The following is a 15,469-nucleotide window of genomic DNA, read 5'->3' as shown; positions in this document are numbered from 1 at the left end:
GGTGGTCAGCTGCGCGAACAGTTTGGCCACTTCAGGTTTCAGAGTTGAAAGGCTACTTATCCAGCGGCACGATCAACGGGCCGGCGAAAGCCTGCATGATCAACGCCGCGGGTTGCTTGTGGCTCACCAATTGAGCCATGGCGTTCATGTAGGGCGTCAGGTGGCGGAAGTATTTCTTGTAGCTGGGGCACAAGTAATTGAGGCCCGGTTCGCCATTCGCGGCATTCATGAAGCGGTTCTTCGGGCATTCGCCATGGCAGGCAAAACGGTAGTCGCACTCCTGGCAATACGTCGGCAACGTCTCTTCCTTTGCTGCGCCAAAGGCTTGTTGCGCAGGGGAGGCCAGTAGCACGGCGGGGTCATCGGTCTTCAGGTTGCCCAGCAGGTAATCGGGATACATGTAGTGATCGCAGGAGTAGACGTTGCCGTCGTGCTCCACGATCGCCGCTTTGCCACAGCGAGGACTGAACAGGCACACCGAAGCCGGTAGCTGACACCATGAAGCCAGTGCCCATTCGAAGTTCATGACATGAACCTCGCCAACATCCTGGCGCACCCACTCATCAAAAATCGTGATAAGAAAATCGCCATAGGCCTCGGGGTCGACCGTGTGCTCCGTCACCCTTGCGGGTTCTGGTACCGCGTGCAAGCGCAGCTCGGGCGGGGTCGCGAAATGCAGGCCCTGAGTGATTTGCGAGGTGCTCGGCTGGCGCTCCACCACCGGATTGAACTGGATATGCCGAACGCCTTCCGCCTTGAGGGCACGATAGATTTCCAGCGGGTAGCGGGCGACCTCGCGGGCCACGGTGACCAGCACATTGAACTCGACATTGTGCTGTTTGAGCAACGCGAGGCCGCGCATGACCTCGTCGAAACTCGATCGCCCGCGTTTGTCGGGGCGGTACAGGTCGTGGACGAAACGCGGACCGTCAAGGCTGATCCCGACCATGAACCCTGCCTGGGCCAGAAACGCGCACCAGTCATCGTTGAGCAGCGTGCCGTTGGTCTGCAGCGTGTTGCGAATCACCTTGGTTCCGGCGAACTGACGTTGATAGGCGATCGCACGCTGGAAGAAATCCAGGCCCAGCAACGTCGGCTCGCCGCCTTGCCAGGTAAATTCAACTTCGGGAGTTGTCTGGGCTTCGATGTAGCGTTGCACATAGGCGCGCAACACCTCGTCGGACATGCTGAAGCGTTCGCGGGGCGGATAGAGCTGTTCTTTTTCCAGGTAGAAACAGTAGCTGCAATCCAGGTTACAGATCGGCCCGACTGGCTTGGCCATGAGATGCAGGCCCTGGGGCGGGGTGTCGTGGGTAGGCATGGTGACTGGCCGTGTTCGCACCGCTTGGCGGGACGCTGCGGTGTCAGCATCCAAGGCTAGCGATTGGAACAGGATCGGCCGCCCCCCATGGTTGGGGGGCGGACCGTTGGCCACTTCAGGGCAAATACATCACATGAACATCATTGACCTTGCCATTGAAGTGAAACGGGGCGCGGTCGAAGTAGTCGAGGGTCACCGGCGAGCCCTCGTCGACGGCAACGTCGAAGGTTTCGCTGGCAGTGAAGGTCAGTGGCGGAGTAAACGGCGTCGTACCGCTGGCAATTTCCTTGCCGTTCAGGCGCATGGCCAGGTTGGCCGGCGCGCCGGCTTTGGCGGAAGACATGACGGTCAACATTTCAATGCTGACTTTACCGGCGGGAATCCGCTCGGCCGACTTCAACCTGATCCGAGCGATGGCCAGGGCGTTGTACTCGTAGACAAGGAAGCCGTCATCCATGTACAGGCTGACGCCACCACCAATACCGCCCAAGGCATACAACACGCCCGAGGCATTGGCCGGTATGTCGGCATCCACCACGACGCTGTTGTTCCGGTTGCGCAGGTTGGGTGCAGGGAATTCCGGGAAGCGCTGCACGCGGTCATTGAAGTGCCACTCGCGCCGGTGGGTGGAAACCCGCGCATCAGGGTTGAGGAAGGGGTAAAGGCCCGCGCCAATCGGGTAGACGTGGTTGGCCGCGGCCTGCACATCGAATTCCGCCTTCAGTTCAGCGAGTTTTTCCGGGTTGGCAGCGGCGACGTCTTTGGACTGGGAGTAGTCATCCTGCAGATTGAACAGCGACCACTGATCCTTGCTAGAGTCCCAGCCAGTGAACTGGGCGAACCCTTGCACCCACGGCTTGCGCGGACCGAACACCGAAGCCATCCAGCCGTCCTTGTACACGCCACGGCTGCCCAGCACTTCGAAGTATTGGGTCGGCTTTTTCGATTTCACCTCGGCGTCATTGAAGGTGTAGCGCATGCTGACGCCGTCGAGCGGGTCCTGGGCGATGCCATTGACCGCTTTGGGCGGGGTGATCGAGAGCACGTCATAGACGGTGGGAGCGATGTCGTTGACATGATGGAACTGCCCGCGAACCCGGGCGTCCGCCTTGATCTGCTTTGGCCAGGAAACCGCGAGCGGCGTGCGCGTCCCACCAAAGTAGCCAGCCACCAGCTTGGTGCCGACAAAAGGACCCGAACCTGCCCAGGCCCAGGCGGCGTTGTACATGTTTTCAAGCTTCGGGCCACCCAGCGCGGACAGGCCACCGTACATGTCATTCAGGACTTTCAACTGCTGTTCCTTTGGCACCGGAATGCCGTTCTGCGCCAGCAATTCGTTAATCGTGCCTTCCATACCTTCGGCGGAAGCGCCGTTGTCGCTCAATACATAGAAAATCAGGGTGTTGTCGCGTTTGCCTGAACGTTCGAGTTCGTCGAGGATCTTGCCGGCCTGAGTGTCCGCGTGTTCCAGGAACCCTGCATACACCTCCATCAAGCGTGCCTGATACTGCCGTTGCTCAGCCGACAGGCTATCCCAGGCCGGCAATTCTGCGGGGCGTGGAGTGAGGACAGCATTCTGCGGGATAAAGCCAAGGGCCTTCTGGCGAGCGAAGGTCTGCTCGCGGTAGACGTCCCAACCGGCGTCGAACTTGCCTTTGTATTTGTCCGCCCACTGCGCGTTGACCTGGTGCGGGCCGTGCACGGCACCTGGCGTCCAATACATGAAAAACGGCTTGTCCGGAGAATAGGTCTGATGCTCCTGCAACCAGTTCACGGCCTGGTTGGCCAGGTCTTCGCTGAGGTGATATTTCCCGTCCCGTGGAGGTTCGATCGGCGTGTTGTTGCGGTACAGACGCGGTTCGTACTGCGACGTTTCCCCGGCCAGGAAACCGTAGAAGTGTTCGAAACCGTAGGCCGTCGGCCAAGTGTCGAAAGGCCCGGCGGCCGTGGTGTCCATCGGCGGGGTGTTGTGCCATTTGCCGAAAGCGGCGGTGCTGTAGCCATATTGTTTGAGTACCTCGGCCATCGTCGCCGAGCTTTTGGGGATCTTGCCGGTGTAGCCGTCCCAATCGGTGGCCAACTCAGCGATCACGCCGTTGCCGACGCGGTGGTGATTGCGCCCGGTCAGCAGTGCGGCACGGGTGGCGGAGCTGATCGCGGCGGTATGGAAGGCGTTGTAGCGCACGCCGCTGTCGGCCACGCGCGTCAGGGTCGGCGTATGGATCGCGCCACCGACTGTATCGGACTGCGCAAAGCCCGCATCGTCGAGCATGATCACCAGGATGTTCGGTGCGTCGGCAGGCAGGTGGGATTGCGGTTTACGTTTCTGGTGCTTTGATGCTTGCAGCGTCGGTTGCGCATCACTGGCCGATGGCGTGGGCGGGAAAGGCAGTGTGTCCTGCGCGCAGGCGCCCGATGTCGCCAGCAGCGCACAGAGTTTCAAGGCAAAAGGCCCGGCGGGATGTAGCTTCTGGGACATGGATGTCTCCGAGGTTTGCGTGTTGCAACGGCATAGCCGCCCGGTGGGGAACCGGGCGGTTGAGGGCGGTGCGGGATCGGTCAGACCGCGAAACTGGTGATGTCCCTGGGCTCGACATCATTGGCTTCGCAGAACGCCAGATAGCGCTGGACGCCGGATTTCCAGTTTTCGATGGCGACCAGGTTGTCATCCTCGTCGAAATACAGCAGGTCGCCCTGGGTGATGTTCAGGGTGATGATTTCGTCGCCGTATTCAGGCAGTGCAACCGGGGTATGGCTGGAGCCGGCGGTTTCGAACACCACGCCGCCCTGCCTGGAAATCCAGTCGTGTTCCAGGTACTTCCAGCCGCCCTTGATGGTGTAGACGATCACCGTGCCGGAATGATGGTGTTTGGGCAGAACGGTGCCGGCCGGTGCCTTGAGCAGGGTGATGGTCTCGCCGCGAATCGGATCGCACTTGAGGTATTTGATAAAGACTTCATCGCTGTAAGGCGCGAACGGAACCCACGGCAGGTCTTCATCGTTGATCGCGGCGGTATCAATGTTTTCAAAAAACATGTTTGTTGTTCTCTCATTGTCGGCGGGTGGATTGACGCGGTGTACAAAGCGACATCCTGAAGAGGACCCCAAACCATTACCCCCCCATCGGCGAGGGGGAGTGCCTTGATCCTGGCGATGCTCACGGAACCATCAGGTGTTGACGCCAATGCCGAATTGACCCACGCGCTGATGCAAGACTGACCCACCTCCAAATCAGCACAAATCCGGTAAAGGCAATGGTTCGCGAGGAACAAACCGGGTCAATGACATGTCGGCAACTGGGCCAAAATCATCAGCGCCAACAGGAGCGCCACCGGGTTGATTCTTCTAGCCTGGCTTGTGCAGGTCCGGCGGTATGGGGCTGATCTTTCTTACGCAAACCTGATCGCGCCAAATGTCTCGGGGGCGTGGAAATTGAGTTCTGGTACTGGTCGCCAGGAAGCCCAATGGGGGTGCGAGCTTTCATCCGCGCACTTGAACAGGTTGCAACGCCAGGTCTGTCCGCAAAGCTCCCCCAGAGGCCCAACATAGGCTTCCAGCAAGGAGAAGGGCAGGAAGAACTGCAGGCACCAGACGATGGGGTCTTTCAGCTCAGGGTCTACCCTTGGCGGCAGCGTCGTGAAAATGGCCACTTGCCGACCTTGCTCGGGGGTGAGCTTGACGAACTCCTTGAAGCCGCCCGGCACCCGCTGCGCATCGGTAATGTAGTAGCTGAGCAAGGTGCCGTTCCCACTCATTTCCAGGTTCAGGTAGCCGCTGTTTTCAGGTTGTCCGGCTTTGGGCTGGAAATAGACTTCGACACAGCTGTCTTTGCACACCAGGTCCTGGAACTGCGTATGGGTGCAGCGCACGTAGCGGTCATGAACCCGAAAGATGCCGTGAATTCCAGCATCGTCGTATAGCATTTTTGCCTCGGTCACCGGGTGGTGGTCACTGCTTTCCGGGCGGAACTGGTTGACAGGAATCGACTCGGCGTGTCGCCACATCGTCGCAGACCAATCCGCCCCTGCTGTAGCGACTTCGGTCAGGCGGTTAACTCGATATTCCATCAATGGATTCCTCTGGTCTGATGTCACTGCGGGTCAGTCGGATTGCATTCGAGGAGCCCCAGTCGGGCATCCTCGATGCATAGGCGATCAGGCCCCCAGAATCACGTACACCTTGCGCACTGGAGTCAGGTTTTCCCAGGTGCCCTTGAAACCCGCGGCCACTACGAATGAACTGCCAGGGCCGAATTCCCGACTGGCACCTTCCGAATCGGTCAGTCGCACACGGCCTTCCAGGAGGTGACAGAGCTCGTCGTAATCACAGTTGCAGAGTTCCTTGTGCGGCCCGGCTTCCCAGATGCCGGCCGTGAAGTTTTTCTGCGGATTAGTGAAATGGCGCCAGGTTTGACTCCGATAGGGTGCTTCGACGATGGCTGGATCGGTAATGTCGCGAACCAGTGCTTCTACAGGGCTGGAGGCGAAGTCAGTGACATGGGCGGGGATTTTGGGCATGGGTTTTCTCTTTTTTGTTGGATGGCCAAATTGATCAGGAGTCGAAACCTACGCCGAAGGCGTCCATGGTTCGCAGAAGCAAATTGCGCTTGCCGGTCCTGTCCTCTCGCTCCAGACCGCGTTGGGCGAGGTTCACGGCGAGGTACCGGAAGGGCTCGGGAGGAAAACGTACAGGCGCGCGGCTGAGCATTTTCAAGGCGGTGCGCTCTGTCTTCTGGTCGGCCAGCAGATCGAGCATGGTGGCGGCGGCGAAGCGGCTGGCCGATACCCCCTGACCCGTGAAACCCAGCGCGTAGGCGATGCGTCCGTCCGCGTCGCTGCCGGTGAACAGCGTGGTGCGGGCGGAAGAGTCGATAATGCCGCCCCAGGCGTGGCTGAACGCAATGTCCCCCAGCTGCGGGAAGGCTTGAAGGAACTGTTCGGCCAGCCGGACGAAGGTTTCCGGGCGATGGGTCAGGCCTTCGTCCAGTTTTCCCGCGAAAGGATAGATCGCGTCGTATCCGCCCCAGAGAATGCGGTTGTCCCTGGTCTTGCGCCAGTAATGGAACTGGTTGCCCGAATCGGCGATGCCGTAGCGTCCTTCCCAACCGATGCTCTTGAGCTGCTCTGAACTCAGTGGCTGCGTGGTCAGGGCGTAGTCGTAGATCGGAATGACCTTGGACTTAAGGCCAGGTAGCAGCGATGTGAAAATATTGGTCGCCAAGGCCAGCCTGTCCGTGTGGATGACACCGTAGGCGGTTTCGAGCGTGAGACCGTCCGTGTGCCGGACAAGATTCGAAACCGGCGAATGCTCGTACAGCTCGACGCCTTGCTCCAGGCATGTCCGGCGCAGTTCTCGCGCCATCTTCGCCGGGTTGAGCAGCGCGTAGTTGGACTCGAACAGGCCTGCGGTATACCCGGGCGAGTCGAGGTATGCCTTGAGCGCATCGCCCTCAAGGTACTGGCAATCGATGCCGAAGCGCTCGTACTTGCGCCGCTGGGCCTGGAGGCCTTCAATCTGCCAGGGGGTCGTCGCGACTGTGAGCTTGCCTTCCCGTTCAAACTCTGCGTCCAGACCCAAATGCTCGATATCCCGTCGCATATCGTCGAGGTTCTGCCGCCCCAGGCGGATGAGCGCCTCGGCTTCCGTCGGCCAGCGCTTGAGGGCATTGGACACGCCGTGGGAAATGCTCGGCGCGCAGAAGCCGCCATTGCGGCCACTGGCCGCGCCACCGCACTCCCGGGCTTCGATCAGCACAATGCGTTTGTCCGGGTGGCGCTGGCGTGCCAGCAAGGCTGTCCATAAGCCGGTGAACCCACCACCGACAATGGCGAGATCGCAACGCACTTCGCCAACCTGTCGGGTGAAGTCTGGAGGAGGGCCTTCGGCATCCAGCCAATAGGGCAGGGGAATGGCGTGTTTGAGGCTGTCGAGTGCGTTTTGGGTCATACCAGTGGCTTCTTGTTTTTGTTGGCGCGGCTATGGAATCGGTAGCCGGAGGATGGCGCGTGCAGCCACCTCGGTACCGCGTGAAGACTGCATGGTGGAACTGGCCTGCTGCAGGCGCTGGTGCATGGCCTTGTCGCCCAGCAACTGTTCAATGGCGCCTGGCAGGGCGGCAATGGGGTCGGCGAAGCGAGGCAGGTAGCGGCCGACACCGGTTTCTTCGGCGCGGCGGGCGTTGTCGTGGCCATCCCAGCAATAGGGGATGACGATCGACGGCAAGCTGAAGTAGAGGGCTTCGCAGAAGCTGTTGTTGCCGCCGTGATGAATGAACAACTGACATTCGCGAAGTACCGCCGGTTGCGGGAACCAACTGTCCAGATAGACGTTGTCCGGTACGGACTCGTATTGGTCGCGATACGCGCCGACATTGATCAGGAATCGGTAGGGCAGACCAGCAGCCATGTCGACCAGTCGCTTCATCATGGCGACGTCCGCGGCACCGAGACTGCCGAAACTGATATAGACCAGTGGCGCGTCGTTGTGTCGGGGGAAACCCGGTACCACGTAGGGCGCTTCGCGACGCACGCAACCGTCGAGGTAGACGAAGCGCTGCGGGTCGAGCGGTTCCTGTCGTGCATAGCGCACCGGTGACGGCGACAGCAGCAGGTTGAGCCAGGGCGACTCTTCGAGAAACTGACCGGGAGCGCAGGGTTCGAGCCCGTGACCTTCGAGGTAGCGAGACAGCCGCGCATGGGCCGGGGCGACGGCCTTGACGTAGTGCTCCCGGAACGTCTCGCAGGCCTGCCTGTCGCTGGCACTGACGCCAGACAGGTAAGGCGGTACTGCCGCGTCAGGCAGTTCGGTTTCGGCACAGGAAATGACCCGGACCCATGGGCAGCCGGCGTTGGCAATGGCGGGGAACATCACCACGTTGTCGAGCACGATCGCGTCTGGCTTGAGACGGGCGAGCAATTGCTGCAATGGCTTCTCGGCTTCGATGACGGAATCGATGATCGCTTCCCAGGCCGGGACGACATACAGGTCGATCTGTTCCAGTGGCGTCTGGTCGAAGTAGGGGACGCTACGCTCGATAAAGTCTTCCCAGTAGCGCTGGTGCTCCTTGGCCGACCGGGGGCTGCTGATCGGCAGCAAGTACTCGGTAAAGCCGTACTCGGCGAACAAGCCCTGGAAATATTCGTGACAGATGAATACCGGGCGAGCGCCCTGCTCGCGCAGCGCCTGGGCAATGCCGATGCAGTTCAGCGCAGCGCCGAAACTGGCTTCGGGGAACAGGGCGATGATTCTTTCTTTGGACATGTTCGCGTTTCTTCCATGGTCGGGGAGCAGGGGCTCCAGCCGGCTCGTATTTGGTGAGTGTACATTTTTTTCAAAAAAAACATATTACTTCAGTGGTCGATCTGTACAGGTGTGCAAAAAAAGACCGGCGTGACAGGGCAGGCGAGCAAGCCATGCCCGCCGCTGCCCTGCCTGTCTGGGGGTATTGCAAGGCCTATTGGCGCTGGTTGAAACCCAGGGGAATGCCGCGATTGGCGGTCTGTGGTCGTTGCGCGACAGAGAGGCGCAGGTGCAGGCGTAGCAGGTCGGCGGCAATCTCGAACTGGCCGCGTTCGATGTGTTCGATGATGCGCAAGTGCTCGCGCAGCGCCTCCTGCAGGCGATGCACGCTGACCATCGGCAGCAGGTTGGGCAGGCGCCGCAGGCAGTGGTGGTGCAGCAGTGCATCGCCGATGAAGCGGTTGCTGCAACCGGTGGCGATCAGCTCATGGAGGCTGATGTCCAGCTCGCGAAACTGTTCGATGTCGAAGTCCTCGATGGCGGTCCGAAGTAGCTGCTCGGTGCCGTCTCGCAGCAGCGACAGGCGTGCGCGGTCGACTTCGAAGCCCGGCGTCAGTAGCGCTTCGGGCTCCAGTGTCATGCGGTACCGCAGGCTTTCCTCCAGTGCCGAGAGGTTGTCCAGGAGGGGGCGGAACTGCCAGGACTGGCCGGGTCCACGCTCCACCACCTGGTCCTCGCCAAGCTGGGTCAGGACTTTCTGGGCGGAGGAACGACCCACCTCATAGCGCCGCATGATCTCGCTGATGCTGATGCTGTTGCCCAGTCGTCCGGCCATGCGGTCGCGCAATACCGAAGTGGCCAGCTCTTGTTCTTCTGCCTGCGGCAGTGCCGGTCCCAGGGCCTGGCTCGCCGGGTCTGCCAGCAAGGCGTAGCCGCGACCGGCCTGATGGTCGGCGAGGCCTTGCTCGACCATGACGTCGAGGGCGGCACGGATCAGTGTGCGCGAGACCTGGAAGGTGCGTGCGAGCTGTTGTTCCGACAGGGCGTCGCCGATCCCCATGCCGTTTTCCTGAGCAAGCTCGATGACTCGCCTGGCCAGCTCCAGGTGGTTGGTGCGGGGTTTTTTCTCTTTGGTCTTGCTCAATGCGGGGCCTCTGGCTCGGGGTGCGCCGGTGCGCGACGCCTCTTATGCCACAGCGTCGCACCGCCAACAACATTCGAAAAATATTGACACAAACTTCCTTGTGGTATTTTATCGCAAAAAAAGACATGCAGCCTTGGCTCGGTCTTTTGCAACCTTCGAAACAAAAACAAGCAATCGAGAGGTGCATTCCCCCATGAACAGAAGCAGAGCGCTGCTGTATGCAAGTCTTGCCCTGACCTCCGCCCTGGCCGCTCCCCTGGTCCAGGCGAAGGATATGGTGATCTCCATCTGGGACGGTTACATGGCCCCGGATACGCTGGAGAAGTTCCAGAAAGCCACCGGCATCGAGGTGGACAAGTCGTTGCATGCCACCAACGAAGAGATCATGGGCAAGCTCATGGCCACCGGCGGTGAAGGTTACGACGTGGTGTTCGTGTCCTCTCAGTTCGCCGAGATTCTGCAGAAGCAGGGACTGCTCGCCGACATGGACCCGGTCAAGGTTCCCAACTTGAAGAACCTCTATCCAGAGGCGCAAAACCTCGCCTTCGACCCAGGCAACCATTTCGCCGCCCCCTACACCTGGGGCACCACCGGCATCTGCTACCGCGCCGATAAATTGAGCCAGGCGCCGTCCAGCTGGAACGAGCTGCTCAATCCCGGTGACGCGACCAAGGGCAAGCTGACCCTGCTGGCCACGGATCGGTGGTTGCTCGGCGCCGGCTTCCTCGCCAACGGCTGGAGCGTGAACGAGAGCGATCCTGCGCATATTTCCAAGGTGCGGGACGAGTTGATCCAGAGCAAGAAGCGCATCCTTTCCTTCGACGACACCACCTTCTATTCCAAGCTCGTATCGGGCGAGACGCTGATGGCTCACGCCTGGGATGGCTGGTGCAACTACGGCACCCGGGCTGACGCGAACATCAAGTTCGTGGTGCCCAAGGAGGGCTCCGACCTCTGGGTGGACACCATGGTCGTGATGAAAGGCTCGAAGCATCTCGATGCCGCCTACCAGTTCGTCAACTTCATGCTGGCCAAGGAAAACCACGCCTGGATCGCCGAGAACATTCTCTACAAGGTGCCTAACAAGGCGGCCATGGAGGGACTGCCCAAGGACCTGCTGGCCAAGTATCCCAACCTCACCATCTCACCGGCCGACCTGATCAAGCAGCAGCAGTTGCGAGACGTTGGTGGCTCCACGCAGAAGGCTTACACCCGCGCCGTGACCGAAATCATGGCCGCGCAGTAAGGCGCCGATCTGGAGCGGCCCAGGTCGCTCCGCTACTCCGACATCGCTAGATACCACCCCATTGGCTTGGGGTTGGGGGAGCTACACATGAGTATTTTGCACGCTGACAGACGTCTTTCGGCATGGCTGCTGCTGCCTGCCTTGGGATGGCTTGTTCTGTTTCTGCTGCTGCCTTGCTTGCTGGTGCTGGTCTACAGCTTCTTCGAGCGCGGCGCCTATGGCGGTATCGAATACGTATTCACTTGGGAAAACTACCTGCGAGCACTCGATCCGCTGTACCTGGAAGTCGTTCTGCGCTCGGCGAAGATCGCCGGTCTCGCCACCTTCTTCGCGGTATTGATCGGCTACGGCGCGGCCTATGCCATCGCGCGTGCGCCACAACGACGTCAGGCGATCTACCTGTTTCTGGTGATGCTGCCGTTCTGGAGCAACTACCTGATTCGCACCTATGCCTGGATCGTCCTGCTCAATCGTCAGGGGGTGATTGCGGGTCTGCTGGAGCCCCTGGGACTGTATGGAGACTTCCTCAACATCCTCTACACCGAAAATGCCGTAGTACTGGGGTTGATCTACAACTACAGCCCATTCGTGATCCTGGCGATCTACTCGTCGCTCTCGCGAATCAACCGAGAACTGTGGGAAGCCTCCAGCGACTTGGGCGCCTCCGGCTGGACCACCTTCCGGCGCATCATTCTGCCGATGAGCGTTCCCGGCATCGCGGCCGGCGCGGTCTTCGTCTTCGTCCTCAGCATCGGCAACTTCGTCACGGCCGATCTGCTGGGTGGCAAGCAGGTACTGATGGTCGGCAACCTGATCTACTCGCAGTTCTTTACCGCTCGCGATTGGCCCTTCGGTTCGGCGCTGGCCTTTTTCCTGATCGGTACGATGCTGCTGCTCCTGTTCATCCAGGCCATGCTGGCGCGTCGCGCACAGGGGGTGCGCCATGCGTAATGCATCCGGTGTTCTGCTGGGCAGCCACCTGTGGCTGGTGTACGCCTTCCTTTATGTGCCGATCCTGGTGCTGATCGCTCTGTCCTTCAACGCGAACGGTCTGCCTACCGCGTGGGGTGGTGTCTCGTTCAAGTGGTACGGCGCGCTGCTGGCCAACTCGGCCATCCAGCACGCAGCGCTGAACACCCTGATCGTAGCGGTGGTTTCCACAGTGATTTCCTGCGTTCTGGGGACCCTGCTTGCACTGGGTGTCGAATTGCGTGCCCACGCCAGCGGCAACCCGGGGCGCAGTGCGGGCCTGACGGACACGTTGCTGATGGCGCCAATGATCATTCCGGACATCGTCCTGGCCGTCGCCCTGTTGTCGTTCTTCAACCTGCTGAAGATGAGCCTTGGCCTGCACTCGGTCATTCTCAGTCACGTGGTGTTCAACATCGCCTTCGCCTGTGCGGTGGTGCGCACTCGCCTCAAGCACTTCGACTACTCGATCCTCGAGGCCTCCATTGACCTCGGTGCGAGCTGGCCGACAACCCTGCGCCGGGTGCTGCTTCCGGCGATCTTTCCCGGCGTACTGGCTGGCGGGCTGCTGGCGTTCACCCTGTCGGTGGACGAATTCATCATCGCCTTCTTCAACTCCGGGGCAGGCAGCGGCTCGATCACTTTGCCCATGCAGATCTACTCGATGATCCGCTTCGGTATCACCCCTGAGATCAACGCGTTGGCGACCCTGGTGTTGCTGGTCAGCTTCACCGCGCTGTTCGCTTCCCAGCGGCTTAACAAGGTGCAAAACAAGAATGAACAATAACAACGCTCCGCTACTGACCCTGGATAAGGTCAGCAAAAGCTATGGCCATGGTCAGGCCGTCAACAACGTGTCTCTTGCGATCCGTGAGAACGAGTTCTTTGCGCTGCTCGGCCCCTCCGGAAGCGGCAAGAGCACGCTCCTGAGAATGCTTGCCGGTTTCGAGACGCCAACCTCGGGCAGTATCTTCCTGGACGGCCGGGACATCTCGCCGATCCCGCCCAACCGCCGGCCGCTGAACCTGATGTTTCAGTCCTATGCGCTGTTCCCCACCATGAACGTGCGCGACAACATCGCCTACGGCCTGGAGATGGAGCGCCTGCCGAAGGATGAGATCGCTCAGCGCGTAGACGCCATGCTGGCGACTGCGCAGCTGCAGGAGTTCGCATCGCGTCGTCCGGACCAGCTGTCCGGTGGGCAGCGTCAGCGAGTAGCTCTGGCTCGCGCGCTGATCAAGCGTCCACGGGTGCTGCTGCTCGACGAACCGCTCGGCGCGCTGGACAAGAAGCTGCGCGAGAAGATGCAGCTGGAACTCAAGCGCCTGCAGAACGAGATAGGCATCACCTTCATCGTCGTCACCCACGACCAGGAAGAGGCGCTGGTCATGGCCGACCGCATGGCCGTGCTCAAGGACGGCCAGGTCAGCCAATGCGGCACACCGACAGAACTCTACGAGAACCCGCGCAATCGTTTCGTTGCGGATTTCATCGGGGTGAGCAATCTGATCGAAGGCACACGCCTGCCCGGCAACCTGATCGAAGCCGGTGGCCAGACCCTGCGCATCGAGCCGACCCCCGAGGAGGTGAGCGGCCAGATAGCGCTGGCGCTGCGTCCGGAGCGCCTCCAGGTGCTGGGGCCGACCACCCGCACCTGCGACAACGAAGTCAACGGCCAGGTGGTCGAGGTCGCCTACCACGGCCTGGACACCAACCTGCACGTAAGCACACCGGTTTCCGGAAAACCCCTGATTGTCCGTGTGTCGAGCTCGGAGCACGAGTTTTCCTCCTTCATGACGGGCATGCCCATACGTCTGGGCTGGAACAGCCAGCATGCCCGTGTCCTGTCTCGCTAAGTCATAACAATAAAAGTTGGAGTTCAGATCATGAGTGAACGAAAGGTCATCGCATTCTTCCCCGAGGCCGCCTACGGCCCGGCGCTCAATTCGGTGGGCATTGCCCAGGCCTGTGAGGCGCTGGGGCACAAGGCTGTGTTCCTGACCGATCCGGGCATGACCGGGGTGTATTCGGCTTACGGCTTCGAGGAGCACTACGTGAACATGTCCGAGCCGATGCCGACGGAGGAAATGGCGCGCTACTGGACCGACTTCGTCAACGGCCACATCCCCAATTTCCGCAAGGACCCGATCGACCAGATCGACAACTACGTCAAGGAATGTTGGGCAGCCGTCGTCGAGACCAGTAAATGGGCGCAGAAGGAACTGCCGGCGATTCTCGACAGGATCAAGCCGGACCTGATCTGTGTCGACAACATCATCCTCTTCCCGGCGATAAAGCAGTACGGCAAGCCTTGGGTACGAATCATCTCCTGCTCGGAGAACGAGGTGGAGGATTCGGACATTCCACCCTACCTCTCAGGCATGAGCATCGACGACAAGGAAGGCCATGCACGCTTCCGTGCCCGCTTCGAGGAAGTGATCAAGCCGATTCACGACGACTTCAATGCATTCCTCGCCACTTGTGGTGAAGAGCCTTATCCCCTTGGCACTTTTTTCGAAGAGTCGCCCTGCATGAACCTGCTGCTGTATCCGGATCCGGTGAAGTTCGAGCGTCGCCACCCGCTGCCTGCCGATCGCTTCCACTACCTGCAGGGCTGCGTGCGCCAGGACAAACCCTACGAGATCCCGCAGTTCCGCGCCAACAACGATAAGCCGCTGCTCTACGTCAGCTTCGGCAGTCTGGGGGCAGGGGACGTGGAGCTGCTCCAGCGCCTCATCGCGACCATTGGCACGTTGCCCTATCGCGCACTGTTCAACGTCGGCGAGCACGTGGCGCGTTACACCGATCTGCCGGACAACGTGATCGTTTCCAACTGGTACCCGCAGCCCTCGGTGATCGCCCAGGTCGACGCCGTGATCCACCACGGCGGGAACAACAGCTTCACCGAATGCCTGTACTTCGGCAAACCGGCGATTGTCATGCCTTACGTCTGGGACGGCCATGACAACGCCATGCGTGCCCAGGAAAGCGGCCATGGGTTCAGCCTGCATCGCTACGACTGGGACGCCGCCGAGCTGGGAGAAAAACTCGCGCTCTGTGTCGGCGACAAGGCGCTGGCCGAGCGCCTGAAAAACACCAGCGCCTACATGCGTTCGCGCAATGGCCAACAAGACGCCGCGCACATTCTCGATGGAGTTCTGAAAAATGTCTGATGCCTGCCTCGATTCCAGTGCACCGCGAATCTACGGTGCCCGTGGTTACAGTGATCTGGTCGATTGGGGCACCCAGTCCGACCCGGTCAAGGGACTGTCCCACTCCAGTGGTCGCCTCCTCTTCAAAGGCCCGAACAACAGCCCGGAAACCGGACTGTGGGTCTGCACCCCCGGTACCTGGCGGCTGTCGATCCCTCGGGACGAGATGTGCCATTTCCTCGCCGGTCGCGCGATCTATCGCAGCGATGACGGCGAGGTGATCCATGTCGGTCCCGACACCCTGGTGCTGTTCCCCGCCGGCTGGACTGGCGAGTGCGAGGTCCAGGAAGTTCTGCGCAACGTATACATGCTGGTCTGATCCGGCGTTCTGCGCCGCG

The 15,469-nt window shown here is 60.6% G+C and carries 14 protein-coding genes; 6 read left to right on the top strand and 8 right to left on the bottom strand.

Annotated features, from left to right (window positions below; translation table 11 throughout):
* Nucleotides 1–52 precede the first annotated feature (52 nt).
* From CAG47_RS00150 to CAG47_RS00115, 8 genes are all read right to left on the bottom strand, one after another.
* Nucleotides 53–1,321: an anaerobic sulfatase maturase gene (locus CAG47_RS00150; protein WP_085722924.1), complete on the bottom strand. Its 1,269-nt coding sequence runs from the start codon at nucleotides 1,319–1,321 to the stop codon at nucleotides 53–55.
* Nucleotides 1,322–1,436: 115 nt separating this feature from the next.
* Nucleotides 1,437–3,800 carry an arylsulfatase gene (locus tag CAG47_RS00145; RefSeq protein ID WP_085722923.1) on the bottom strand — a complete coding sequence of 788 codons (2,364 nt, stop codon included), beginning with the start codon at nucleotides 3,798–3,800 and terminating at the stop codon, nucleotides 1,437–1,439.
* A gap of 80 nt (nucleotides 3,801–3,880) precedes the next feature.
* Entirely contained in the window at nucleotides 3,881–4,357 is a 477-nt protein-coding gene (locus tag CAG47_RS00140) for a 2,4'-dihydroxyacetophenone dioxygenase family protein (RefSeq protein ID WP_085722922.1), read from the bottom strand.
* Nucleotides 4,358–4,710: 353 nt separating this feature from the next.
* The gene (locus tag CAG47_RS00135; RefSeq protein ID WP_085722921.1) at nucleotides 4,711–5,388 is read right to left on the bottom strand and encodes a carbohydrate-binding family 9-like protein; all 678 of its coding nucleotides are present in this window, start codon (nucleotides 5,386–5,388) and stop codon (nucleotides 4,711–4,713) included.
* A gap of 87 nt (nucleotides 5,389–5,475) precedes the next feature.
* Nucleotides 5,476–5,838 (bottom strand): cupin domain-containing protein, encoded by a 363-nt coding sequence (locus CAG47_RS00130; RefSeq protein WP_085722920.1) that lies wholly within the window; start codon nucleotides 5,836–5,838, stop codon nucleotides 5,476–5,478.
* A 34-nt stretch (nucleotides 5,839–5,872) separates the two neighbouring features.
* On the bottom strand, nucleotides 5,873–7,267 hold the full coding sequence (locus tag CAG47_RS00125) for an FAD-binding oxidoreductase (RefSeq protein WP_085722919.1): 1,395 nt from the start codon (nucleotides 7,265–7,267) through the stop codon (nucleotides 5,873–5,875).
* 30 nt (nucleotides 7,268–7,297) lie between these two features.
* Nucleotides 7,298–8,581 carry a glycosyltransferase gene (locus CAG47_RS00120; RefSeq protein WP_085722918.1) on the bottom strand — a complete coding sequence of 428 codons (1,284 nt, stop codon included), beginning with the start codon at nucleotides 8,579–8,581 and terminating at the stop codon, nucleotides 7,298–7,300.
* A gap of 193 nt (nucleotides 8,582–8,774) precedes the next feature.
* Nucleotides 8,775–9,704, bottom strand: coding sequence for a GntR family transcriptional regulator (locus CAG47_RS00115; RefSeq protein WP_085722917.1), 930 nt, complete (start codon nucleotides 9,702–9,704; stop codon nucleotides 8,775–8,777).
* 193 nt (nucleotides 9,705–9,897) lie between these two features.
* On the opposite strand from CAG47_RS00115, the gene CAG47_RS00110 reads away from it, so the two are divergent.
* The 6 genes from CAG47_RS00110 (at nucleotide 9,898) to CAG47_RS00085 (ending at nucleotide 15,450) form a co-directional block, all read left to right on the top strand.
* Nucleotides 9,898–10,950 carry a spermidine/putrescine ABC transporter substrate-binding protein gene (locus CAG47_RS00110; protein ID WP_085722916.1) on the top strand — a complete coding sequence of 351 codons (1,053 nt, stop codon included), beginning with the start codon at nucleotides 9,898–9,900 and terminating at the stop codon, nucleotides 10,948–10,950.
* Nucleotides 10,951–11,037: 87 nt separating this feature from the next.
* Nucleotides 11,038–11,901 (top strand): ABC transporter permease, encoded by an 864-nt coding sequence (locus tag CAG47_RS00105; RefSeq protein WP_085722915.1) that lies wholly within the window; start codon nucleotides 11,038–11,040, stop codon nucleotides 11,899–11,901.
* Nucleotides 11,894–12,706, top strand: coding sequence for an ABC transporter permease (locus CAG47_RS00100; RefSeq protein ID WP_085722914.1), 813 nt, complete (start codon nucleotides 11,894–11,896; stop codon nucleotides 12,704–12,706). The genes CAG47_RS00105 and CAG47_RS00100 overlap by 8 nt, the downstream gene beginning before the upstream one ends.
* The gene (locus CAG47_RS00095; RefSeq protein WP_085722913.1) at nucleotides 12,696–13,775 is read left to right on the top strand and encodes an ABC transporter ATP-binding protein; all 1,080 of its coding nucleotides are present in this window, start codon (nucleotides 12,696–12,698) and stop codon (nucleotides 13,773–13,775) included. The genes CAG47_RS00100 and CAG47_RS00095 overlap by 11 nt, the downstream gene beginning before the upstream one ends.
* A gap of 30 nt (nucleotides 13,776–13,805) precedes the next feature.
* The gene (locus CAG47_RS00090; protein ID WP_085722912.1) at nucleotides 13,806–15,092 is read left to right on the top strand and encodes a glycosyltransferase; all 1,287 of its coding nucleotides are present in this window, start codon (nucleotides 13,806–13,808) and stop codon (nucleotides 15,090–15,092) included.
* Entirely contained in the window at nucleotides 15,085–15,450 is a 366-nt protein-coding gene (locus CAG47_RS00085) for a cupin domain-containing protein (protein ID WP_085722911.1), read from the top strand. Before CAG47_RS00090 ends, CAG47_RS00085 begins: the two co-directional genes overlap by 8 nt.
* Nucleotides 15,451–15,469: the final 19 nt, after the last annotated feature.

This window comes from Pseudomonas sp. R37(2017) (assembly GCF_002113375.1).
GTDB lineage: Bacteria > Pseudomonadota > Gammaproteobacteria > Pseudomonadales > Pseudomonadaceae > Aquipseudomonas.
Note: the sequence above shows the minus strand (reverse complement) of the source record. Positions and strands in the feature narration are given on the sequence as shown.